Origin of the sequence: Hominisplanchenecus faecis (assembly GCF_020687205.1) — a bacterium.
Taxonomy (GTDB): Bacteria; Bacillota; Clostridia; order Lachnospirales; family Lachnospiraceae; genus Hominisplanchenecus; species Hominisplanchenecus faecis.
Genome location: NZ_JAJEQE010000030.1, coordinates 1 through 24,311, shown reverse-complemented (window position 1 = coordinate 24,311; position 24,311 = coordinate 1). Strand labels below are relative to the sequence as shown.

Here is a 24,311-nt window from a genome sequence, read left to right as displayed (position 1 = left end):
AATGGAAAGATTAGAAGGACTGGATGAAGAATTCCAGGAAGAAGAAACAGAAAAAGTAACATCTATCGAAGAAGCAAAGAAAAAAAGACCACCATTTCATTACTGGGAAGTGGCAGGTGTACAGCACAAAATGAAACTTAATACCGGTATGATCACAAAACTGGAAAACAAATACCGTACCAATATTATGACGCTGGTAACGGCGAATGATATTCCGCCGCTTGGTGTTATGCTGACGATTGCCCAGGCAGCTATCGAGCCATGGGAACACGGTACAACGTTCGACAAAGTAACAAAGCTGTACGACAAGTGGCTGGAAGAAGGCGGCAATCAGTTTGATTTCATGGCAAAAGTAATTATGCCAACTATGGCGGTATCCGGTTTTTTTACGCCGGCGATGGCAGAGAGCCTGATGAAAGATCTGGATCAGGCAGATGTGATCCTGTAACAGAAACAGTCACCGAAGAAATCTGGAAACTATACGAAGATGCATTGGATGCAGGAATCAAGGTGCAGGACTTCTGGACTATGTCTATCCCGGAAGTCCACGACTGCATTCGGAGTTATGGACGGCGTGCAAAGATTAAGATCCTGCAGCAGTTCATACAGGCGGAAAGCATCGCAGAGCATATCGGCAGGTATTTGAATTCAGAAAACAAAGCACGCAAACCATGGGACTTCTACCCGGAACTGTTCAGGGAAGAACGAGAACAGTTCGAGGAAAGCAAGCAAGAAGAACAGGTTGTAACAGCTGCCGAAAACCGCCGCTTATATGCCGCAGAGTTCAACAGACGAAGACATCAATAAGAAATAGTGAAAAGGGAAGGAGGTGTGAACATTGAGTGATACACTGCACAGAATGAAAGTCATCATTGAGGCAAACAACGCAAAACTGAAACAGGCAATGAGAGAAGCTACAAGCGTTGTGAATAACACAGTTTCTCAGATGAACACAAGCACATCAAAAATCGAAACACCGGGCAGTGCGGCAAGTGCCGAACTGTCGGAGGCGATGAGAAACGTTAAAAAGAGCCTGAGTGAGTTGCAAACACCGGAAGATGCATTGAATACGGACAGTTCCGTAAAAGCTATTAAGAATATGCAGGATGCGGTGCAGCAGTCACAACCAGTGTTTCAGAATGATGATCTGAGACAGTCGGCAAAAGAGACAGAAGATATTGTCAGAAGTACAGCCGCAGATATCAACAACAGCATGAATGAAACTCAGGAACCAGTTCGCCAGACAATGAGCGAAAATATGCAAATGATTCAAAATATGCAGAACCTTATAAAAAGTTCCTGGAAAGATATGGTCAATGGTACGATCTGGAAGCAGGCTACCGGACAGATAAGAGACTATGTCAGGGAAGCACAGGTCGCAGCTGGCATCCGTGTATACAATCCAGAATATGAACAGTTATGCAATACTATTGCAAAAACAGAGATGGAACAGGAAAAACTGATCCAGAAAATGAACAGCATGGATGCGAGCAAGCGTTTTGTGCCAACACAGGAGTTTAAAGACCTGGAAGCCAATATTGCAAAGACCGAATCCGCTTACGCAAAGCTGGAAGAAAAGCAGAAGGCATTAGAGGCAGCAGGAAAAGCGACGGTTCCGAGTGCTGATTACAGCGAAGTGAAGGCTCATTATGAAGATGCACAGGCAAGACTTGAGAAGTTAATTGCGAAGCAAAGAGAATGGTTGGATCTCGGATTTAAGCCTGGCGACGGTGGTGCAATGACTGGTCTGACGGAGCAAATCAAAGAAGTTGAAACGGAAATGAAATATCTAAAAGGTGAAATGAAAGACCTTGAGGATAACGGAAAAGCAATGATACCGACGGATCAGTACCGTGAGAACACAAACCAGCTGTCTATCATGCGGAACAAATTGAAAGAATACAAAGACCTCAGAAGTTCTATGTTCCTGGACGGCTCCAACTTGCAGGAGTCTGAACAATATCAGAGGGATGGAGTTGCACTTTCAGATCTTACGAACCGACTGCGAGAATACAATGCAGAACGAAGGAATATGGAGAACAGTGGTACAGATATCCAGACACCGCATCTTGCGGATGGAAGTGTATTTGCGACCATGGGAGCGACAGCAAAAGCAGCATTTGAAGATATGACAGCAAGCATCAGACAGGCCCAGGCAGCTGCAGTGTCTGCAATCCAGAGTATTCCGGTCGTCGGTCAGGTTGCGTCCAGTGCTGCATATATCGGCTCGAGAGCATTTAAAGCTATGAGTGCTGTTATGAAAGGTGTCGGTCCCGCTATAAAAACAGCATCCGGTGCATTCGGGGCATTACTTAAAAAGTTCACAACCGGATTGCCAGGAATCCGGAAATTTGCCGGAGGAATCAAGCAAGGAAACAATGCTCTCAGTGGCGGAATTGGAAAATTACTCAAATACGGTCTTGGTATTCGAAGTATGTATGTATTGTTCAGCAAGCTTCGAAATGCCCTGGTAGATGGTTTCAAGAACCTTGCAAAGAAGAACAGCGAAACAAACGCAAATCTTTCAGAATTATCAGGCGGATTGCAGCAGTTGAAAAACAGCCTTGCGACTGCATTTTCCCCGATTCTCAATACGATCACACCGGCATTATCAACGCTGATAAATTATCTGGTGCAGGCATGCAATGTTGTTGGGCAGTTCTTTGCAGCTCTTACCGGGCAGAAGACATACACTACTGCCTCTAAGGTGCAGAAAGATTATGCCGCCAGTCTGGACAAGACCGGTGATTCTGCAGCCAATGCGGCGGATAAGGTCAAAAAATCCCTGATGGGGTTTGATGAGATCAATAAGCTGGATGATGACAGCAAAAGCAGTTCTGGTGGATCATCCGGAAGTGACGGCGGAAGTTTCGAAGAGAACGAAGTTACAAATAAATATGCAAATTTCGCCCAGATGATCAAGGATGCATGGGCAAACGCAGATTTCACGGAAATAGGAAAAATTGCCGGACAGAAGCTTAATGCGGCCCTTGAAAATATCCCATGGGATGACATCAAAAAGACCTGCAATAAGATTGCAAAATCAGTAGCAACATTCTTGAACGGTTTCATGGAAGGAACGGATTGGAGACTTGTAGGAAAGACAATTGCAGAAGGCATAAACACTGCGGTAGGGACAGCCTCTACCTTTGTGACCAATTTTGACTGGAGTAAATTAGGAAAATCTGTCGGAGAAACTATTGACAGCACCATCAAAAACATAGACTGGTCGATGCTTGGAAAAACTGCATCTGACACGATGAAAGGTCTTCTCACATCTTTCTGCGAAGCAGTGCAGAATGTAGATTGGAAGAATCTTGGAGAATCTGTTAAGACTGCAATCCTGGCCATTGACTGGAAAGGAATCTTGCAGAAAGCGGCCGAAGCAGCAGGAAGTATTGCAGGTGGAGCAGCAGCTTTTGTGGCCGGATTGCTGGGGGATATTCCAGGTGAAATCTACAATTACTTCATGGAGAAAAAAGACGAGTGCGGTGGAAGCCTCGTAAAAGGCATATTTAAAGGAATTACGGACGCACTCGAAAACGTAGGGAATTGGATAAAGGAAAATATTTTAGATCCATTTGTCGATGGATTTAAGAAAGCATTCGGCATTCATTCACCTTCAACAGTATTTGCGGATTTAGGCAGACAATGTATTGCAGGATTATTGCAAGGCATTGCGGATATTCCAGGAAATATTGCAGAAATTGCAAAAAAAATCTGGAGCGGCATCAAAGATGCCTGGGATAATCTGGGCGACAAAGTATTGGGTATAGGTGCGAAAGTTTTAAGTACCGGAAAAGATTTATGGGATTCCGTTCAAGGTGCCTGGGATAAAGTAAAAAATAACTCTATCGTTGCTAACGTTTCAGCAACGTTAAAAGGCGGCTGGGATAAACTCGATGCGGCATTGGACAAAGTGAAAAATCAGGCCAAAAATACCACTTACACATTCAAAGCAAAAGCTGTAGGTGCATGGAATAAACTGAAAGCATATGGGAGAACAGTTGTTGATAAAATCAAAAGTAAGTCAGCTGATTATACTGCGAACGCACGCGGTGCTTGGGACAGAATCAAAAATTATCTTGGGGAATTCGGAAGAAGTATCAAGAATAGAGCTGCAGATTATACTGCAAGAGCTTCGGGTGACTGGAGCGGTATAGCACGTAACGCACGTACATTGTATGACAGCGTTAAAAGCAAAACAGCTACTTTCCGAGCAAATGCCGTAGGTGCTTGGGACAAGGTTTCCGGTGTTTTAGGTCAGGCGAAAGACTGGCTGGTAAATAAGGTTGTGAACTGGAAAATATCAATACCTCATTTTGCATTGCCGCATTTGAAATTCAGCACATCACCATATAAATTTCTGGGAAAAACATTTCAGATACCAAAACTGGATGTTGAATGGTATGCAAGCGGTGGATTTCCAAAAACAGGAGAAATGTTCATGGCAAATGAAGCTGGTCCTGAATTGGTAGGAAAGATGGGAAATAAAACTACCGTCGCAAACCAGCAGCAAATTATAGCAGGTATTGAACAAGGTGTATATAAAGCGGTTATGGCAGCGTTTTCTATGCAGTCAGCAAAGAACGGAAAGTCTCAGAATGAAACCCCTACATTCAATATCTACGTTGGCGGCCGAAAGGTCACAGACGTAGTCGTAGAAGAAATTAATCACAGAACAAAATCGACAGGCGTATGCCCGATATTGGTTTAACCGGTACCGTCCGAAAGGGCGGTACTTTTTGAAGAAATGAGGTGACAAAAAAATGGCCGCATCTATCACAATCGGCGGCGTTGCCATGCCGGAACCGAAATTAAATGGTCTGAAAATTTCACGAAATAAGATCTGGTCGAAAAATGCAGGGCGTGGAGCAGATGGAACAATGACCGGCGATATTATAGCCCGGAAATGGAAGTTGGAAATTGAGTTTCTGCCGCTTACAGATGCACAGATGGCAACAGTAGAAGCGGCTGTTGAACCAGCATTTTTCAATGTAACTTTCCGAAGCCCTAAGACCGGAAAGAACATTACAGTAAATATGTATGCAGGCGATCTTACGTGTCCGGTATACACCTATGTCGGGGGGAAGCCACGGTATGTAGGTGTCACGGTAAACCTGATTGAAAAATAATCATCAGGAGGGAGGTACAAAATGCTTCAAGTTAATGAAATATTCAAAAATGCAGTAGAACAGGACAGCAGAACATTTAAGGCAAGAGTCATTCTGGGAAAAGATATTTTTGAGGGTATCAAAAGTTTTGCACTTAATGCTGCCTCGAACAATTCTGATCATATCAGTATCGGCGGAGCTGTGGCAGCCAGTATACAAGTCAAAATGGAAGCTACATCCATTTCACTCGAAAGTAAAGAAATAACGTTACAGATCGGAGTATTGTCCGGCACGGAGTATATATACTGTGACCTTGGAAAATTCACACCGGAAAAAGTGAATAATGATGACGGAATTATCAATTTTTGTGCATATGACAGGATGTATGTGAAGTTTTCAAAAGCATATGTAAGTAAATTGGAATACCCGGCAGACGGAAAAGAAGTGCTGAAAGAGATTAGTAACATGTCTGGTGTACCGCTTGCAAGCAGCATTGATAATCTCCCGTCCGGTGTCAAAATTCCGAAGCGTTGGAAAGAAACGGAAACAACGTATGATGACGAAGGCAATGAAATCACACAAGGGAATTATGTAAACCCATTCGACGGATATACCATGCAGGATGCCCTGGGATATGTTGCACAGTTCTATGGAAAATATTGTGTCATTAATCGAAATGGTGAAATTGAACTTCGTTGGTATGAACAGGCGGATTATGAAATATCTGCATCCAGATATTATGATGATCTGAAAAAAAGCGAAAGTCTGTTCAAGCTTGGCAGAATCCAGTGCGATACGGCAACCGTAACATTACTTTCCGGTGTGGGCACTGTAGGAATACAGATTGAGAATCCGGTTATGACGCAGCCCGTCCTTGATAAAATTTGCAATCAGCTGAAAGATTTTACTTTTCAGCCTGCTTCGGTATCTTTTCTTGGAGATCCACGTCTTGACATAGGAGATATCGTTACTATTCACGATAAATACGGAGGGAAAAGTAAGATCCCGATTATGAAGCTGTCGATGGATTATGATGGTGGATTAATTACAGAAATTGAAAGTCAGGGAAAAACGGAAATTGAATCCGGGAGCATAAGTAGCAGTAAAGGACCAACAGCACAGGCGATTGAACGGCTAAACATGGAATTGGTTGCAGCGAAAGAAATCATAGGACAGAAGGCAAGCTTTGATGATTTGAAAGCGACAAAAGCTACATTCGATAAAATGAGTGCGAGTTATGGTGAATTTGCAGATCTGACCACCAAAAGACTGGAAGTCGGAGAAGCAAACATAGAACAGTTGAAAACAGAAAATGCAAATATCAGTGGGCGTTTGACGGCAGGCGAGGCAGAGATCAAAGTTATTAAGACAGATAAGGCAAATATAAAAGATCTGGATGCAGCGAATGCCAGAATTGATAGTATTTCCGGAAATTTAGCTGATTATAAGGTGATAATAACCGGAAGACTTGAGGCTGTAAATGCGGTTCTTGGTTCGTTAGATGCAAATTATGCAAAGATAGATCTTGCAAATATCAAAAACGGAAGTATTACAACTGCAATGATAGGTGTCGGTGTTGTAGGTTCTGCTCAAATTGCAGACGGATCTATTACCGATGCGAAAATAGTGGAGCTGACAGCCAACAAAATCACTGCCGGTACATTATCGGTGGAAAGGCTGATCATCTGTGGCGATAAGAATTCGATCATCTATGCAATCAATAATGCAGGTGAACTGGTATCTCAGAATGTAAATACGATAGATGGTGATGTACTGACCAAGAGAAGCATAACTGCAGATAAGATTGTGGCAGGTGCCATTACTGCCAATGAAATTGCGGGAAAGACCATCACAGCAAATAAAATTGCAACAGGTGCCATTACCACAGGCGAACTGGCAGCAGGCAGCGTGACAGCAGAAAAAATCAAGGCAGGTGCAATCAGTGCAGATAAGATAGCAGCAGGTGCAATCAGCGTAGATAAATTAACTTTTGGATTAAACAGTAATTTATATAATCTTGGATATGATAATTTTGCAACAATCACGGAAAGTACATTACTTTCATATCTTGAAGATTATCGAATAAGGCAAAGAGCAGAAGTAAAAGAATGTGGCGGATCATTTTTTACACAAGCACCTAATGTTCCCGGGGTCAATGCACTATGGCTTGACGGAAGAGAGGAAATATTGCCATCAGAAAATGGATTTATTTTGGGGAGCAGCAAAAAGCATGATGGTTTCATAACTTTAGTCCCTGGAAAAAAATACCTGATTTCTTTCTATATAAGATGTCCTTATCTTTCTGAATCAGAAAACAGAGGAATTGAGTTTTTGATATGGGAAAGCAAAGAACGTAGTCATTTGTATAATGGAAATACCTTAGCATCTAAGAAAAGTGAATATGTTTATTGCAGTTTGCAATGGGAAAGGAAAACAATAAAATACACGTGCGTTGAAGATTTTCCATATATAGCATTAGGTTTTGGTTATATGGAGGGTGCTTTGTATATAGTTTCTGGAATTCAAGTCGAACAGGTAGAAAATTTTGATACAGAACCAAGCCCATTTTCCGTGTCAAATGTACAGACTGTAGATGCAAAAGATCTGGAGAATGACGGTATAGCGGCTATCAGTGATAATCTCGGTACATTCCAAAAAGGTATACTAAAATCCGGAAATTATAGCGGTTCTTCTGGAGAAGCATTTTCAGGTAGTGGATTTCTTATAGATCTGAACAATGGCTATATTAACACTCCCAAAATACGAATTGCGGGCAATGGGAAAACATACTGCAATCACGATGGTATTGCAGTAGATACAGATGCATTAGTCAGAAATTACGCAATATGTTATACAGCTGGTGCGACCGCCGCCAAAACAGTTAGTTTGACAGAGTTCAAATTGTACACCGGTGCACGGGTTACGGTACGTTTCAACTACGCCAACACGGCCACAAAACCAACATTGAATGTAAACGGTACAGGTGCAAAAGCAATTTATTACAAAAACAGCAACATCCCAGCAGAACTGATCGAGCAGTACACAGTTCTGGAACTGGTCTACAGCGGATCGTATTGGTACGTGGTCGGGGATATTGATGCAGCAGTGCTTCTGTCAACAACAGCAGTAACTCCATCAGCAACAGGAAGCTGGTACTATTCTTCAGCAATCAGTTCCCTGGCGAATTATGATGAAATTCGTGTATGGCTGGAAATTGCCGATGGTGAAAAAGGCTGGATCACACTGACCAGAAAAGATGCGGCAGAGACAGTGCATACACTGTATCTTACAGCATCCTATAATGCACGCGTTCAGCTGAAATGGGATACATCAAACAATAAGGTAGGCGTATACGTCCGCAACATTGGATCCGGTTGGACAGTGAATCAGGTAAGTATCAAGCGTATTGAAGGGTTGAAACTGAAATAGGAGGGCGAAAATGGCAAGTATTACAGAGAACTTAAAAAAGATACTGGCGGCAGTTTACGGGCGGGATGTCCGGCAGGCGATCCATGACAGCATCCTGGATTGTCACAATGATATCGAAGCATGCAAAAGTTATACAGATGAGCATGTGGAAGAAATGGAAACGAAGATGGCAGGTATTACAGGGCGGTGCGAGGCATTGTTATTAAAAACACGCAAGGACATCCGAAATGTACAGGCGATTTTTTCAGTGGAAATTACAGTGGCGGTTGTTGATGGAAAACTGTGGGAGGCACAGACATCCGGTGATGCGTGTGTATTTGCCGAGGGTGTCAGAACCCAGTGCACAACATTGGATGTAAAACCGGGCGAACGGTATATCGTGCATACGAGCATGGTATCGCGATCCGGCAGCGGACGGGGCAAGTACCCGATTATTTATGCGATCAACGGCAGTACCTCTAACTTTGTGATGGTCTCAGCAGTAGAAATCGAAGAAGAAGGTGACTGCGACTATATCGTTACCGTTCCGGATGGTGTGAAATATATGCTGATATCAGCCAACGAGAGCGGCGAAGGTATCTGGATTCGAAAAATCAATGTTCTTACAGAGTAACAAGAAAGGAAAGACTAACGAGGATGAAAAAAGAAATGGTTTGTACGATTACAGGAGCAATCGGTGGGACGATTGCTTATTTTTTTGGAGGCTGGGATCAGGCTATTGTAACTTTAATCATTTTCATGGCAATCGACTACTTATCAGGTCTGATCGTTGCCGGGGTATTCCACAACAGTAAGAAAACGTCAACAGGGACATTGGAAAGTCGGACAGGCTGGAAAGGTCTGTGCAGGAAATGCATGACACTGCTGTTCGTGCTGGTGGCGTACCGGCTGGATCTGGCAATCGGTGTGGATTACATCCGTGATGCGGTGATCATCGGGTTTATTGCCAACGAACTGATCAGCATCGTAGAGAATGCCGGACTGATGGGCATACCGCTGCCTGCAGTGATCGCCAATGCGATCGACATACTGACACAGAAAGCAGAGAAAAAGGGGGACGCATGAGCGTCCTCTGAGAAAGGCGGTAGAGATTATGAACAAGATTAACCGAATGATTTCAAATTACAATTATAATCCCGGCAATATTTCCAGGATCAAATATATTGTGATCCATTATGTCGGAGCATTGGGCGGAGCACAGGAAAATTGTGCATACTATGGTGGTGGTAACCGCGGGGCATCTGCACACTATTTTGTCGGTTTCGCCGGCGAAATCTGGCAGTGTGTGGAAGATCAGAATATTGCCTGGCATTGTGGGGCGAGCAGTTACAAACATCCGGAATGCAGAAACGCTAATAGCATTGGGATTGAGATGTGTGTGCGAAAGAAGAATGCGGCGAGTCTTGGGGCAACCGACAAGGACTGGTACTTCGAAGAGACAACAGTACGGTCTGCTATTGAGCTGACCAGATACCTGATGAAGAAATATAACATCCCTGCAGATCATGTCATTCGCCACTATGATGTAACTGGAAAGATTTGCCCGAATCCGTATGTATACAATACAGGTACGTACACTTGGGCTGCGTTCAAGAAAGCTATTTCTGGACAGAGTGGCGATATTCTTCCAGCAACCGACAAACCATGGTACCGTGTTCGCAAGACCTGGAAGAACGCCAGCAGCCAGATCGGAGCGTTTCAGACGCTCAAGAAAGCCAAGCAGTGTGCGGATCAGCATGCCGGTTATCATATCTACAATGATGCCGGTAAAAAGTTGTATACATCTGCTAAAGTTCCGTATAAAATAAAAGTAACAAAAACGAACGTCCCAATCCGGACAGGACCAGCAAAAAAATACAGCAAGGCAAGAGCATGCTGCCCGGTTGGAGTGTATGAGATCGTGGAAGAAAAGAACGGTTTCGGAAGGCTGAAAAGCGGTGCTGGCTGGGTGTACTTAAAGAAAGTTGAGAGAGTGTAATTATTATAGGAAAGAAGTAGTCAAAAAAGTAGTCAAATCAAGAAAACAAACGATAAAACATTGTAAAACCGGGCAGTGTAAGTAACTATTATCCTCATTGGTAGTGAGGAGGTCACGGGTCCGAGTCCCGTCAGCAGCTTAACAGAAAAAATACCGGAAATCCAGTAAGTCAGGGGTTTCCGGTATTTTTGTGTTCTGAAATATGTGTTTTTCTGGCATATAAAAAGCTTAAAGTAAATTGAAAAAACGTAAAACGTTGAGAAAGTGCAGTCAAAAGACAGTCAGAAAAATTTCATGCCAAAATGCAGTCAGAAGAATTTCTGGTTGCACCGCCTGTTAAAATGTGTTAATATCTTTCGGGGAAGCACAAATGTACACTATAGAAAGAGTATACAGCAAAAGATGCATATAGAAGAGACAGGAGGACTTTGAAGTGGAAGAAAAGAATCGATATTATGTGGTTACCAAGAAAGCGGTTCCGGAAGTACTTCTGAAAGTAGTAGAGGCGAAACGGCTGCTGGAGTCAGCGAAAGCGTCCACAGTACAGGAAGCAGCAGATATGGTCGGCATCAGCCGCAGCTCTTTTTATAAATATAAAGACGATATTTTTCCGTTTCATGACAATGCAAAAGGAAAAACGATCACGTTTATGATCCAGATGGATGATGAGACCGGACTTTTGTCGGATGTACTGCATATCGTGGCAGATTATCATGCCAATATCCTGACGATCCATCAGAGTATTCCGATCAACGGCATCGCATCTCTGACGCTCAGTGTGGAGATCCTCGCTACGACAGGAGATATATCGGCGATGATGCAGGATATTGAAATACAGTGCGGTGTACAGTACATCAAAATTTTAGCAAGAGAATAAAAAAGCAATTCTTTGGACAAAAGAACCAGAGATAAGCATAAAAGAAAACAACAGGAGGCTTAAAATGATCCAGATTGCAGTCTTAGGATATGGAACAGTAGGTTCCGGAGTGGTAGAAGTTATCAATACCAATCACAGCAGCATCAATAAAAAAGCAGGAGAAGAGATCAACATCAAATATGTGCTTGATCTTCGTGATTTCCCGGGAGATCCGATCCAGGAAAAAATCGTACATGATTTTGATGTTATTTTAAATGATCCGGAGATTAAAATTGTCGTTGAAGTTATGGGCGGTGTGGAGCCGGCGTATACTTTCACAAAAAAAGCACTGCTCGCAGGAAAGAGTGTCTGCACATCCAATAAAGAACTGGTGGCACGTCACGGTGCAGAGCTGCTTGAAATCGCAAGAGAAAGAAACATCAACTATCTGTTTGAGGCAAGCTGCGGCGGCGGTATTCCGATCATCCGTCCTTTGAATTCTTCTTTGACTGCAGATGAGATCGATGAGATCACCGGTATTCTGAACGGAACTACAAACTACATTCTTACAGAAATGGCGGAGAAAGGTTCTGATTTTGCAGATGTATTAAAAGAAGCACAGGATCTTGGATACGCAGAACGCAATCCGGAAGCAGACGTAGAAGGTTACGATGCATGCCGTAAGATCGCAATCCTTTCCTCTCTGGCATTTGGCAGACAGGTTGATTACGAAGATATCTATACAGAAGGTATCAGCAAGATCACGGCAACCGATATCAAGTATGCAAAAGCAATGGGACAGATGATCAAACTGCTGGCAGTCAGCCGTAAAGTTGACGGAAGCTTTTACGCAATGGTATCACCGGTGCTGGTTGGACCGTCCGATCCTCTGTACAGCGTAAACGGTGTATTCAATGCCATTTTTGTACATGGCAATGTACTCGGAGATGCAATGTTCTACGGAAGCGGAGCCGGAAAACTGCCGACCGCAAGTGCTGTCGTAGCTGACGTAGTCGATGAGGCAAGACATCTGAACCGCAGCATCATGGCATTCTGGAGCAGCAAAAAACTGGAACTGACCGACATCAGCAATTCCAGCCGCAAATTCTTTGTACGTGTCAAAGGAACTCCGGAAACAGAACTTGCAAAAGTGCAGGAAGTATTCGGAAACGTACAGCCGGTTGTTGTGGCAGATGTAGACGGAGAGTTTGGATTCGTGACAGAAGTGATGACAGAAGCAGAATACAAAGCAAAAGCAGAAAGCTTTGGTGAAGTGCTTGGCATGATCCGCGTTCGCCGTGTCGAAGACTAAGAAAAAGAATGATTAAATTTATAAAAAGAGAACTGTTGCTTTGGCAGATGATATATCTGCCTGGCAACAGTTCTTTGAATTTTCAGATTTCGCCTACCAGTTCACGGTAAAATTCAAGGAGCGTCATCTGTGCATATGGGAGAGCCCAGAGCAGTCCGACAAAGCAGGCAATGACTGCGAGCAGCATGATCGGTATAAAGCTCAACTCCAGAACAAAATAGCGGAGCCGGTTGCCCTGCATCAGATCATGGCTTTCACGTAAGAGATCTATGGCACTGGTCTGCGGATTGTCAATATAAAGCGGAGTTACCAGTGCAAAATCCAGGCGGATCACAACGCTGCCGATCACGGCGGCAAAGATCAGCAGACTTGCGATCATAATACCAAAAGCGTTGTAGAAAACGGATGACAGTACAAATACGATGATACCCGGAAGGAAAATCACGGTGGACAAAATCGAAATGATAAGCTGGGATACAATAATACGATCCGGCTGGTGGCGAAAAGCATACAAAAGATCAGAAAGTTGTCCGTCGCTGCCACGGCTCATGTCAAGCAGGATCGTAACCGGACCGACGCTTAAAATTGACAGGAGCAGATCGGTGATAAAAGAAATCACCAGATAAGAGATACTGTTGCCTGTGTCCGGGAAAAGAGCAGCCGGGAGCATATTGACCAGCATGATAATTCCAAAAGTAATGACATAGGCCATAACCGGGAGGCTGAAGCGATGTGCCAGAGATTCCCTTGCCAGTTGTTTTAACTGCGAAGAAGTTCGTTTCATAAGATTCACTCCATTCTGTAAAAGGTAAGCCGATCAGGATTCGGCTGAAATAAATGATGAAAGAGGTACTGTATGGAAAAACAAGAAAAAAACTGCAGGCCGGACAACCTTTATTACTGCGGTATAGTCCTGCCGCTTGCAGGAATATTGTTTCTTGCATTGCTGAGGTTACTGAAAATTCCGTTAAATCATATTTTGCTGCCGTGCATTTTCCATAAGCTGACCGGACTTTACTGTCCTGGATGCGGCGGTACACGGGCAGTATACTGGCTGCTGAAAGGAAATGTGGCATATAGTTTACATTACCACAGCATTGTACTTTACGGAGCAGTACTTTATGTATGGTATATGCTATCCAATACCGTGCAGTATGTAAGCCGCGGCAGAATCACGATCGGCATGAAATACCGTCCGGTGTATGGCAAAATTGCAGTGGTTCTGCTGGTGGTGAATACCATATGGAAAAACGGAAACCTGCTGCTGTTTCACAAAGGGCTGTGAAAATGGCTCCTTTCTCATATTTTGCGGTCCCCAAGTCGCCCAGGTTTTATGATGCTACGAATTGCTCCGCATTCTATGCTCTCGCAATTCTAATCCATTCGGAATCCGCCCTGTCGGGCTACTTCCTCATGTCTTACGGTCCCCAAGTCGCCCAGGTTCTATGATGCTACGAATTGCTCCGCATTTCATGCTCTCGCAATTCTAAAACATTCGAAATCCGCACATTTTCTATGAAAATGGCTCCTTTCTCATGTTTTGCAGGGTTCAAAGTCACAAATTTTCATGTAAACATGAAATTTGCGACTGTTTCACCCTTTGCATCATAATATCATAGACAAATTGGAAACTCAAGTGTATCATAAGGGGGCGGCTGTTACAGTCGGCACAAAGATGTTTGGAAATTGCCTGACGTAGGGCAAGGAGTAGAAACGTTGGAAAAATTGTATGTAATGGAGGCTTATATGAACATAAATCAACGTCTTGCAGAGGAATTAAAGATTGAATTATGGCAGGTGGAGGCTGCAGTCAAACTGATCGATGAGGGGAATACGATTCCGTTTATTTCACGTTATCGTAAGGAGGTCACAGGATCGCTGAATGACGAAGTTCTGCGAAAACTTTCGGAACGTCTGACTTATCTGCGTAATCTGGAAGATAAAAAGAAGCAGGTGCTGGCATCAATCGAGGAGCAGGGCAAACTGACGGATGAGCTGCGGGAAAAAATCCAGGCAGCGGAAACTCTGGTAGTTGTGGAAGATCTGTATCGCCCGTATCGTCCAAAGAGAAGAACGAGAGCGACAATCGCAAAAGAAAAAGGACTGGAACCACTGGCAAACACGATTCTGTTGCAGATGACAAAGAAAACGCTGGAAGAGGAAGCAAGTGCGTATATTGACCCGGAAAAAGAAGTGAATACCTGGCAGGAAGCACTGCAGGGAGCAGGTGATATTCTGGCTGAGACGATTTCAGATGATGCAAATTACCGTATCCGCATCCGTAGCCTGACACAGAAAGAGGGTAAAATCGTGACAGAAGCAAAAGATGAGAAAGCAGCTTCTGTTTACGAGATGTACTATCAGTATGAAGAGCCAGTTGCAAAAATGGCAGGTTACCGTGTGCTGGCGATCAACCGCGGCGAAAAGGAAAAATTCCTGACCGTAAAACTGGAAGCTCCGGAAGATCGGATTCTTGGTTATTTAAGAAAACAGATCATGGTGCGTGAAAATCCGCAGACTTCCGAATTCCTGGAAAAAGTGATCGAGGACAGTTACCGCAGACTGATCGCCCCGGCAGTAGAGCGTGAGATCCGCAATGCACTGACCGAGCAGGCGGAAGATGGTGCGATCCAGGTGTTTGGCAAGAATCTGGAACAGCTTCTGATGCAGCCTCCGATCGCCGGACAGGTTGTGCTTGGCTGGGACCCGGCGTTCCGTACCGGATGTAAGCTGGCGGTTGTCGATGCGACCGGAAAAGTGCTGGATACGACCGTCATTTACCCGACAGCACCGACTAATGAAAAAAAGATCCAGGCGGCAAAAGAAAAATTAAAAGAATGGATCCGCAAGTATCACATCACGCTCTTTTCCGTTGGAAATGGAACGGCATCCAGAGAATCTGAGCAGGTGATCGTAGAGCTTTTCCATGAGATTCCGGAAAAAGTGCAGTATGTGATCGTAAACGAAGCCGGGGCATCTGTTTATTCTGCGAGTAAACTGGCAACAGAAGAATTTCCGAATTTTGATGTAGGACAGAGAAGTGCTGCATCTATCGCCAGAAGAATCCAGGACCCGCTGGCAGAATTGGTGAAAATTGAGCCAAAATCCATCGGAGTCGGACAGTATCAGCATGATATGAACCAGAAAAAACTGGGCGAAGCACTGGGCGGAGTCGTGGAAGACTGTGTAAACCGTGTCGGTGTGGATTTAAATACCGCATCTGCATCCCTGCTTTCCTATGTTTCCGGTATTTCCAAAGTGATCGCGAAAAATATCGTTGCATACCGCGAAGAAAACGGAAGCTTCCAGAACAGAAAAGAACTTCTGAAAGTTGCAAAATTAGGACCAAAAGCATTTGAGCAGTGTGCCGGATTCCTCAGGATACGTAGCGGAGAAAATCCACTGGACTGCACAGGAGTCCATCCGGAGAGCTATGCGGCAGCAGGCAAACTTCTGGAGTGTCTCGGCTATACAAAAGAAGACATCACAGCCGGAAATTTAAACGGAATTTCCGGAAAGATCAGAGATTACAAAAAAATGGCAGAAGAGCTGGAAATCGGCGAGCCGACACTGCGTGACATCACGGCAGAACTGGAAAAACCTGGCCGAGATCCGCGTGATGAAATGCCAAAACCGATCCTTCGAAGCGATGTTCTGGCGATGGAAGACTTAAAAGAAGGCATGGTACTTAAAGGAACCGTTCGAAACGTCATTGATTTCGGAGCATTCGTGGATATCGGTGTACACCAGGACGGCCTGGTGCATGTCTCTGAGATGAGCAGTAAAAAGTTCGTAAAACATCCGCTGGATGTCGTAAAAGTAGGCGATATCATCGATGTGAAAGTGATCGGCATCGACCTCAAGAAAAAAAGAATTTCTCTGTCCATGAAATTGTAAAAGTTTTCCGAAAATGCTTGACAAAAGAAAAAATTATCTTATAATTGCAGATAGCAGAAATCTTCGGGGCGGGGCGTAATTCCCCACCGGCGGTATAGTCCGCGACCCGCGTAAGCGGCTGACATGGTGAAATTCCATGACCGACAGTCAAAGTCTGGATGAGAGAAGAACATACGATGGTATATCAAAGCCCTGAATCTGTAGAACAGATTCAGGGCTTTTTATTTCAAAATGATGGCATCGTATCAGACGAAGATCTTCCTGTGAATTAAATTCAAAAAGGAGAGATGGACGTATGAACAGTTCAGGTACAAATGCAGTGAAAACAACTGCAGAAAGAAGTAACTTAAGAAATCTGGTGCAGATTGGTATGTTGGGGGCGGTTTCCGTTGTGTTGATGATGTTTGAAATACCGCTTTTCTTTGCACCGTCTTTCTATAAGATTGACTTGAGTGAAATTCCGGTTCTGATCGGTACCTTTGCGATGGGACCGGTCGCAGGCATGTTTATCGAACTGATCAAAGTCGTACTGCACATGCTTTTTAAAGGATCATCGACCGCAGGTGTCGGAGATTTCGCCAATTTCCTGATTGGCTGTGCCATGATCGTACCGGCAGGTCTGATCTACCAGAAAAAGAAAAGCAAAAAAAGTGCAGTGATCGGAATGATCGCAGGTACGCTGTTTATGGCATTTATCGGATGCTTCTTAAATGCTTTTGTGCTGCTCCCGGCATATGGAAAGGCATTCGGTATGCCGGTCGATGCACTGGTTGCCATGGGAACGGCAGTGAATCCGGCAATCAACAGCCTGCTCACTTTTGTTGTTCTGGCAGTTGCACCATTTAACATTTTAAAAGGACTGATCGTTGGTGTGATCACCTTCCTGCTTTATAAGCACGTAAGCCCGATTCTTCACGGAACACAGTTCTAATACAGAAAAGTGAATATCACATAACCCGAAACGAATACCATGTAACCGGAGGAAAGCTTGTGCTTTTTAAAGTTACGTGGTATTCTTTTTTTCGTGAGCAGGGAAACAAATAAACACGAAACAGATGCTGTATCAGATATGGATTTTAACCCAGGCATCTTGAAAGTGCGGGTATTATCAAGAGAAAGGCGGCAGAAAATGTCAAAAATACAGAAGATCAATAAACAGACAGAAAACAGATTTCTGAATCTGTATGATCTGGAAGCAAAAGACCGGATGGGCGGCGATATCCATTATTATGTTTCATCCAGAGCGAAAACACAGAATGATCTGAAAATAAATACAAGAAATGAAAAGCCGGACGGTGTGATCATTTATAGCCTTTATGGGGAGAAAAAAGACAGGGTTGTGCTGATACGCCAGTACCGTTATCCGCTGGATGATTATGTTTATGAACTGCCATCAGGGCTGGTAGACCAGGGAGAAGATTACAGGCAGGCGGGCATCCGCGAAATGAAAGAAGAGACCGGACTTGATTTCTCACCGCTGACACCGGATACGCTCTATGAAAGACCATTTTTTACAAGCGTCGGCATGACAGATGAATGTTGTGCCACGGTTTATGGTTATGCGAGCGGTCAGATTAGCCGGGAAGGCCTGGAAGATACCGAAGATCTGGAAGTCGTGCTGGCAGACAGAGAAGAGGTACGCCGCATCCTGAAAGAAGAGCGTGTGGCGATCATGTGTGCATATATGCTGATGCATTTTCTGAAAGAAGAAGAACCTTTCGGCTTTTTGCAGTTGTAAGCAAAAAACTGGTATGCTATAATCAAATGCTAAGGTCAGATAGATTCTGTCAGGTAAATATCAGCAAAGCTGACCAGAATTGCGTGCCAAGTTTCGCGTGCATTCGACTTGAAACAGAAAATTTCAAACACAACAGGAGGAAAAAGTGGGAGCAAAAGTTGAAGTAAAAATGACACCGAAGATCATGTATGATTTCATGATGTACCATACTTACCGCAGTTTCAGCGGCATTTTTGGTATCATTCTCGGAATTGCGGCATTTGTGATGTTTGGCACGACGCTGGGCAAAACAGATCTGTCTTACAGCATCGTATACTGTCTGTTCGGTGTGTGGTTTATCGTTTATCTTCCGGTCAGCCTTTATACAAAATCAAAAAGGCAGGTAGAAAAAAGCGAAGTATTTAAAAATCCGGTCACTTACATTTTGAATGACGAAGGGATCGAGATCGTACAGGGAGAAGAAAAGGTACAGTGCGGCTGGAAGAATATACTGAAAGTATGCAGCAGCAAAAAAAATGTGCTGATCTACTCAGGAAAAAGAAATGCATTTGTTCTCCCAAAAGAAGCCATCGGAGAACAATACGATACGCTTGTAACTTTAGTGCAAAAAAATATGCCCAAAAAGAAAGTGAAATTATGATTATAGAGACAAACAGCGAAAAAGAAACATTTGAACTCGGAAAAAAAATCGGTGAAAATGCAAAGGCAGGTCAGATCTATACACTGACCGGAGATCTTGGCGTAGGCAAAACCGTTTTTACACAGGGGCTTGCAGCAGGGCTTGGCATCACAGAGCCGGTAAACAGCCCAACCTTTACGATCGTGCAGATGTACGAAGACGGTCGTCTGCCGTTTTATCATTTTGATGTGTATCGCATCGGTGATATCGAAGAGATGGAAGAGATCGGCTACGAGGACTGTTTTTACGGTGAGGGTGTATGCTTGATCGAGTGGGCAGATCTGATCCAGGAGATTCTGCCGCCGGATGTGATCGCCATTGAAATCGAGAAAAATCTAGAAAAAGGATTTGATTACCGCAAGATCACGATTTCAGATCCGGAGGAAAAGAAAGCACAGCTTTAGGAGGAAAACATGAAAGTTTTGGGAATAGACAGCTCAGGGCTGGTGGCATCGGTTGCTGTTGTGGAAGATGATATTTTACTTGCAGAATACACGGTAAATTATAAAAAAACACACTCTCAGACCTTGCTTCCGATGCTGAAAGAAATCGGAGATATGATAAATCTGGACTTAAACAGCCTGGATGCGATCGCAATCGCTGCCGGGCCGGGATCCTTTACCGGTCTGCGTATTGGTTCTGCCACGGCAAAAGGTCTGGGGCTGGCACTTGACAAACCGATCATACCGGTTCCGACGGTAGACGGACTGGCCTATGATTTATGGGGAACAGATAAAATCGTCTGCCCGATCATGGATGCAAGAAGAAACCAGGTCTATACCGGCATTTACGAATTCTGCGATGGAAAACTCCAGATACTGGAAAATCAGATGGCGGTTTCTGTCACAGAGATTGCAGAAAAACTTAATGCACTTGGAAGAGAAGTTATTTTTCTTGGCGACGGCGTTCCGGTTTACCGCAAAACGTTGGCGGAAGTGATAAAAATTCCGTATTCGTTTGCTCCGGCACATATGAACAGACAGCGTGCATCTGCGGTTGCAGTTCTTGGAGCACAGTACTATGTACAGGGACGAGCAGAAAGTGCAATGGAACATAAACCGGATTATCTGCGTCTTTCTCAGGCAGAGAGAGAGCGAAAAGAAAGGGAAGAACAGAATCGTGCTTGAAATACGTGCAATGCAGGCAGAAGATCTGGAGGCAGTTGTAAGAACAGAAAGTCAGATTTTTTCCCGACCATGGAGCAGAAAAGGATTTGAAGATGCACTGCGTCAGAAAGAGACGATCTATCTGGTTGCATATGAAAAGGAAATACTGGCAGGATATTGCGGACTGTTGCAGTCTTTTGATGAGGCTGATATCACAAACGTAGCAGTTGTGGAGAAGTTTCGCAAAAAAGGGGTTGCCACCGAACTTCTGGAGCAATTGTTTTTGCGTGGATATGAACGCGGAATCGAAAATTTCACACTGGAAGTGCGGGTTGGCAATGCACCTGCTATCCATTTATATGAAAAACTTGGGTTTGAGCGTTCCGGTATCCGACCGAATTTTTACGAGAAACCAAAAGAAGATGCACTGATCATGTGGAAATACGGCAACCACTAGGATTCCTCTAATTCCCACTGTACGAAAGGAATACTTTTCGTTATACTGTTGCTGTCGCAAAGGAAATCAGAAAAAGCATACAAAAGGGGTATCACCTGGGGAGGATACGATGAGAAAAGAGAATAAGATTTACTGCAACAGCTGCGGAAAAAGAATTGTGGATACGATTGGAAGAGACATGGAAGAATATATTCATATTGAAAAAATCTGGGGATATCCTTCGGAAAAAGACGGAGAATGCCACAGCTTCGATCTGTGTGAACCTTGTTACGATAAAATGACAGCAGCATTTGTATTAAAACCAGAAATAAAAGAAGAGACAGAGCTGCTGTAGAAAAGAAAGAAGAAACGAAAGAAAAAGAAACTGAAGAAAGAGTAAGGAAAAAAGAATGCTTGATGTTTGTTTGCTTGGATGCGGCGGTATGATGCCGCTTCCAAGACGTTGGCTGACAGCCTTGATGCTGCGATATAACGGAAGCAGTATTCTGATCGACTGTGGCGAAGGAACACAGATCGCGATCAAAGAAAAAGGGTGGAGTTTTAAACCAATCGATGTGATCTGTTTTACACACTATCACGGGGATCATATCAGCGGGCTTCCGGGTCTGCTTTTGTCGATGGGAAATGCAGAACGTCATGAACCGCTGACTTTGATCGGTCCAAAGGGGCTGGAACGTGTGGTGAATGCACTTCGGACAATTGCACCGGAGCTGCCTTTTGAAATATATTATAAAGAAATCCAGGGAACAGAAGAAACCTTTGAGATGAACGGTTATCGAATCCGTGCATTCCGTGTAAACCACAATGTGCTTTGTTACGGATATACTATGGAGATTGACCGTGCGGGGAAATTTGATGTAGAGCGGGCAAAAGCGGCAAATATTCCGCTGTGCTGCTGGAATCCGCTTCAGAAGGGGAATGTTGTCGAATTTGAGGGTGTGCACTATACACCGGATATGGTTCTTGGAGAAGCCAGAAAGGGAATCAAACTGACTTACACGACAGATACCAGACCGACCAGATCCATCATCCAGAATGCAGAGCACTCAGATCTGTTTGTCTGCGAAGGCATGTATGGCGAGGATGATAAAAAGTCTAAGGCACTGGAGCATAAACATATGATGTTCAAAGAAGCAGCAAAATTGGCAGCGGAAGCAGAAGTGTCAGAGTTATGGCTGACACATTACAGTCCGTCACTGGTACGTCCGGAAGAATTTATGGATGGCGTGCGTGAAATTTTCCCAAATGCTTACCCGGGAAAAGACGGAAAAAGTACAGTGCTGTCATTTGAAGAGGAATGACAGTCGACAGAAAAGTCTGGTAAATCAATGCCTTTGGGCTTGATATAATAGGAAGGATAGATACGAGATGGAAGAAAAGAAAGATATACTGATTCTGGGAATCGAAAGTTCCTGTGATGAAACGGCAGCTTCTGTTGTGAAAAACGGAAGAACGGTTTTGTCCAATGTTATTTCCTCTCAGATTGAACTGCATAAACTTTATGGCGGCGTAGTGCCGGAAATTGCATCAAGAAAGCATATTGAAAAAATAAATCAGGTCATCACAGAAGCTCTTGAAGAAGCAAACGTCACACTGGATGATCTGGATGCGATCGCGGTTACCTATGGACCTGGACTGGTGGGGGCTTTGCTTGTCGGAGTGGCCGAGGCAAAGGCGATCAGCTATGCTAAAAATCTGCCTCTGGTAGGTGTGCACCATATAGAAGGGCATATTTCTGCAAATTATATTGAACATCCGGATCTGGAGCCGCCGTTTGCATGCCTGGTAGTATCCGGAGGACATACACACCTGGTTGTGGTAAAAGATTACGGAAAATACGAAATCCTCGGATGCACCAGAGACGATGCGGCCGGAGAAGCATTTGATAAAGTGGCCCGTGCGATCGGACTTGGCTATCCGGGCGGACCAAAGATTGATAAACTTGCAAAAGAAGGAAATCCGCTGGCGATTTCATTTCCAAAAGCAAAAGTTGCAGATGCACCATATGATTTCAGTTTCAGCGGTCTGAAGTCAGCAGTCCTGAACTATCTGAATGGATGCAAAATGAAGAACCAGCCGATCGTAGAAGCAGATGTGGCAGCTTCCTTTCAGAAAGCAGTTGTTGATGTTCTAGTAGAACATTCCATGTGGGCAATCGATGAATATGGATTTGATAAATTTGCCATTGCAGGGGGAGTTGCCTCCAATTCAGCACTTCGCATGGCAATGGAAGAAGCCTGCAGAAAGAAAGGTATCAAATTTTACCATCCGTCCCCGATTTTCTGTACAGATAATGCAGCGATGATCGGAGTGGCAGGATATTATGAATATCTGGCAGGAACAAGATCCGGACTGGATCTGAATGCAGTTCCGAATCTGAAACTGGGGGAACGCTAAATGAAAGAAAAGCACACGGCGATCGTTCTGGCAGCAGGGAGCGGCAAAAGAATGCACAGTCAGGTACAGAAGCAGTATATGGATCTGTTTGGAAAACCAGTTTTGTATTACGCACTCAGACAATTTGAAGAATGCGAATTTATAGATGAAGTGATACTGGTTACAAAAAAAAGATGAGATTGCATATTGCAGAGAGAAGATTGTGGAAGTTTATCATTTGCAAAAGGTGAAAGATATTATTGAAGGCGGGGAAGAACGCTATCTTTCTGTATATAATGCACTGAAAGCTGCCGGAGCATGTGATTACATCTATATCCATGACGGAGCAAGACCATTTGTAGATCAGGAAATGCTGCAGCGGTTAAAAGAAGCGGTATGCACTTATGGTGCGTGTGTGGCAGCAGTTCCTTCGAAAGATACACTGAAACTGGCTGACGAAGCGTTATTTGCAAAAGAAACATTAAAGAGAAGTGAAGTTTGGAACATCCAGACTCCGCAGGTTTTTGCGTATCCTGATATTTTAGGTGCTTATGAAAAAATGATGCAGGAGGACCATACCAAAATGGGAATCACGGATGATGCAATGGTGCTGGAGAAAATGGAAGGTCAAAAAGTAAAACTGGTGGAAGGCTCTTATTATAATATCAAGATTACAACACCGGAGGATCTGGATATCGCTGAAATCTTTGTGAAAAAGTGTAATTTACAGGAAAATTGAAAAAAACAAAAAAATATCAAAAAAAGTGTTGACAAAACGAAAATTGGATGATATTATTAGTTTCGCTGATTGCACTGGAGAGGTATCGAAGTGGTCATAACGAGGCGGTCTTGAAAACCGTTTGTCCGCAAGGGCGCGTGGGTTCGAATCCCACCCTCTCCGTTCATCACATGAGAATATCATGTGATAATATAATATAAAATGCTATTCGAGCAACTATGGAGAAATACCCAAGCTGGCCGAAGGGGCTCCCCTGGAAAGGGAGTAGGTCGTTAACAGCGGCGCGAGGGTTCAAATCCCTCTTTCTCCGTTCGACAAACTTCTTGAAAAAAGTACTTGACAAAAGATGACAAATACGATAAAATACAGAAGTTCGTCAAAAGACGCAGAAACAGGTAGTCGAGGAATTATAGAAAATGATCCGGGGACGGAATCAAAAAGATGAAAAAAGTACTTGACAAACCGGAAAGACTTTGATAAAATATCAGAGTTGCTGCGAAAGAGACAAAGCAACACAGTCTGGTACGACTTAAGAAGTTCGAAAGAACTTCGAAAAAAAGTTTAAAAAAGTACTTGACAAGCACAAAGAGATGTGCTAAAATAACAAAGCCGACGCGAACAGCGAACGGC

At 43.8% G+C, this 24,311-nt stretch carries 22 protein-coding genes, 2 tRNA genes, 1 pseudogene and 1 riboswitch; of the genes and pseudogenes, 24 read left to right on the top strand and 1 reads right to left on the bottom strand.

Features of this window, described 5'->3' with window-relative positions; all coding sequences use genetic code 11:
- The first annotated feature begins 1 nt into the window (after position 1).
- The 10 genes from LKD42_RS09335 (at position 2) to LKD42_RS09290 (ending at position 12,689) form a co-directional block, all read left to right on the top strand.
- The gene (locus LKD42_RS09335; RefSeq protein WP_248835527.1) at positions 2–448 is read left to right on the top strand and encodes a DUF6096 family protein; all 447 of its coding nucleotides are present in this window, start codon (positions 2–4) and stop codon (positions 446–448) included.
- A gap of 44 nt (positions 449–492) precedes the next feature.
- Entirely contained in the window at positions 493–807 is a 315-nt protein-coding gene (locus LKD42_RS09330; protein ID WP_248835526.1) for a hypothetical protein, read from the top strand.
- Positions 808–838: 31 nt separating this feature from the next.
- Positions 839–4,717: a hypothetical protein gene (locus tag LKD42_RS09325; protein WP_248835525.1), complete on the top strand. Its 3,879-nt coding sequence runs from the start codon at positions 839–841 to the stop codon at positions 4,715–4,717.
- 52 nt (positions 4,718–4,769) lie between these two features.
- The gene (locus LKD42_RS09320; protein WP_248835524.1) at positions 4,770–5,135 is read left to right on the top strand and encodes a DUF6711 family protein; all 366 of its coding nucleotides are present in this window, start codon (positions 4,770–4,772) and stop codon (positions 5,133–5,135) included.
- Between the two features lie 21 nt (positions 5,136–5,156).
- Positions 5,157–8,543 (top strand): hypothetical protein, encoded by a 3,387-nt coding sequence (locus LKD42_RS09315; RefSeq protein WP_248835523.1) that lies wholly within the window; start codon positions 5,157–5,159, stop codon positions 8,541–8,543.
- 10 nt (positions 8,544–8,553) lie between these two features.
- Complete coding sequence (locus tag LKD42_RS09310; protein WP_248835522.1) at positions 8,554–9,156, top strand: hypothetical protein; 603 nt, start codon at positions 8,554–8,556, stop codon at positions 9,154–9,156.
- Positions 9,157–9,179: 23 nt separating this feature from the next.
- A complete protein-coding gene (locus LKD42_RS09305) occupies positions 9,180–9,608 on the top strand; it encodes a phage holin family protein (protein WP_248835521.1) in 429 nt (142 codons plus the stop codon).
- Between the two features lie 28 nt (positions 9,609–9,636).
- Positions 9,637–10,521 (top strand): N-acetylmuramoyl-L-alanine amidase, encoded by an 885-nt coding sequence (locus LKD42_RS09300; RefSeq protein WP_248835520.1) that lies wholly within the window; start codon positions 9,637–9,639, stop codon positions 10,519–10,521.
- A 433-nt stretch (positions 10,522–10,954) separates the two neighbouring features.
- Entirely contained in the window at positions 10,955–11,398 is a 444-nt protein-coding gene (locus LKD42_RS09295) for an ACT domain-containing protein (RefSeq protein ID WP_022119892.1), read from the top strand.
- Between the two features lie 64 nt (positions 11,399–11,462).
- Complete coding sequence (locus LKD42_RS09290) at positions 11,463–12,689, top strand: homoserine dehydrogenase (protein ID WP_248835519.1); 1,227 nt, start codon at positions 11,463–11,465, stop codon at positions 12,687–12,689.
- Positions 12,690–12,771: 82 nt separating this feature from the next.
- On the opposite strand, the gene LKD42_RS09285 is transcribed toward LKD42_RS09290, so the two are convergent.
- Positions 12,772–13,473 (bottom strand): DUF975 family protein, encoded by a 702-nt coding sequence (locus LKD42_RS09285; RefSeq protein ID WP_248835518.1) that lies wholly within the window; start codon positions 13,471–13,473, stop codon positions 12,772–12,774.
- A 72-nt stretch (positions 13,474–13,545) separates the two neighbouring features.
- On the opposite strand from LKD42_RS09285, the gene LKD42_RS09280 reads away from it, so the two are divergent.
- The 14 genes and pseudogenes from LKD42_RS09280 (at position 13,546) to LKD42_RS09215 (ending at position 23,991) form a co-directional block, all read left to right on the top strand.
- Positions 13,546–13,974, top strand: a complete 429-nt coding sequence (locus tag LKD42_RS09280) for a DUF2752 domain-containing protein (RefSeq protein ID WP_022119895.1) — start codon at positions 13,546–13,548, stop codon at positions 13,972–13,974.
- A gap of 461 nt (positions 13,975–14,435) precedes the next feature.
- Positions 14,436–16,586, top strand: coding sequence for a Tex family protein (locus tag LKD42_RS09275; protein ID WP_147632316.1), 2,151 nt, complete (start codon positions 14,436–14,438; stop codon positions 16,584–16,586).
- Positions 16,587–16,641: 55 nt separating this feature from the next.
- Positions 16,642–16,760: riboswitch (FMN riboswitch) on the top strand.
- Positions 16,761–16,881: 121 nt separating this feature from the next.
- Positions 16,882–17,517, top strand: a complete 636-nt coding sequence (locus tag LKD42_RS09270) for an ECF transporter S component (RefSeq protein ID WP_022119897.1) — start codon at positions 16,882–16,884, stop codon at positions 17,515–17,517.
- A 198-nt stretch (positions 17,518–17,715) separates the two neighbouring features.
- Entirely contained in the window at positions 17,716–18,324 is a 609-nt protein-coding gene (locus LKD42_RS09265) for an NUDIX hydrolase (protein ID WP_248835517.1), read from the top strand.
- A gap of 145 nt (positions 18,325–18,469) precedes the next feature.
- Complete coding sequence (locus LKD42_RS09260; protein WP_248835516.1) at positions 18,470–18,964, top strand: YcxB family protein; 495 nt, start codon at positions 18,470–18,472, stop codon at positions 18,962–18,964.
- Complete coding sequence (gene tsaE / locus LKD42_RS09255; RefSeq protein ID WP_022119900.1) at positions 18,961–19,407, top strand: tRNA (adenosine(37)-N6)-threonylcarbamoyltransferase complex ATPase subunit type 1 TsaE; 447 nt, start codon at positions 18,961–18,963, stop codon at positions 19,405–19,407. Before LKD42_RS09260 ends, tsaE begins: the two co-directional genes overlap by 4 nt.
- A gap of 9 nt (positions 19,408–19,416) precedes the next feature.
- Positions 19,417–20,130: a tRNA (adenosine(37)-N6)-threonylcarbamoyltransferase complex dimerization subunit type 1 TsaB gene (gene tsaB, locus LKD42_RS09250; RefSeq protein WP_248835515.1), complete on the top strand. Its 714-nt coding sequence runs from the start codon at positions 19,417–19,419 to the stop codon at positions 20,128–20,130.
- A complete protein-coding gene (gene rimI / locus LKD42_RS09245) occupies positions 20,123–20,566 on the top strand; it encodes a ribosomal protein S18-alanine N-acetyltransferase (RefSeq protein WP_173866663.1) in 444 nt (147 codons plus the stop codon). The genes tsaB and rimI overlap by 8 nt, the downstream gene beginning before the upstream one ends.
- A 109-nt stretch (positions 20,567–20,675) precedes the next feature.
- Positions 20,676–20,900 (top strand): hypothetical protein, encoded by a 225-nt coding sequence (locus tag LKD42_RS09240; RefSeq protein WP_147632321.1) that lies wholly within the window; start codon positions 20,676–20,678, stop codon positions 20,898–20,900.
- Between the two features lie 55 nt (positions 20,901–20,955).
- A complete protein-coding gene (locus tag LKD42_RS09235) occupies positions 20,956–21,867 on the top strand; it encodes a ribonuclease Z (RefSeq protein WP_147632323.1) in 912 nt (303 codons plus the stop codon).
- A gap of 67 nt (positions 21,868–21,934) precedes the next feature.
- Positions 21,935–22,963: a tRNA (adenosine(37)-N6)-threonylcarbamoyltransferase complex transferase subunit TsaD gene (gene tsaD, locus LKD42_RS09230; RefSeq protein ID WP_248835514.1), complete on the top strand. Its 1,029-nt coding sequence runs from the start codon at positions 21,935–21,937 to the stop codon at positions 22,961–22,963.
- Positions 22,964–23,681: pseudogene (gene ispD, locus LKD42_RS09225) on the top strand (2-C-methyl-D-erythritol 4-phosphate cytidylyltransferase).
- A gap of 76 nt (positions 23,682–23,757) precedes the next feature.
- Positions 23,758–23,843, top strand: a tRNA-Ser gene (locus tag LKD42_RS09220).
- Between the two features lie 58 nt (positions 23,844–23,901).
- Positions 23,902–23,991: transfer RNA gene (locus LKD42_RS09215), tRNA-Ser, on the top strand.
- Positions 23,992–24,311 lie beyond the last annotated feature (320 nt).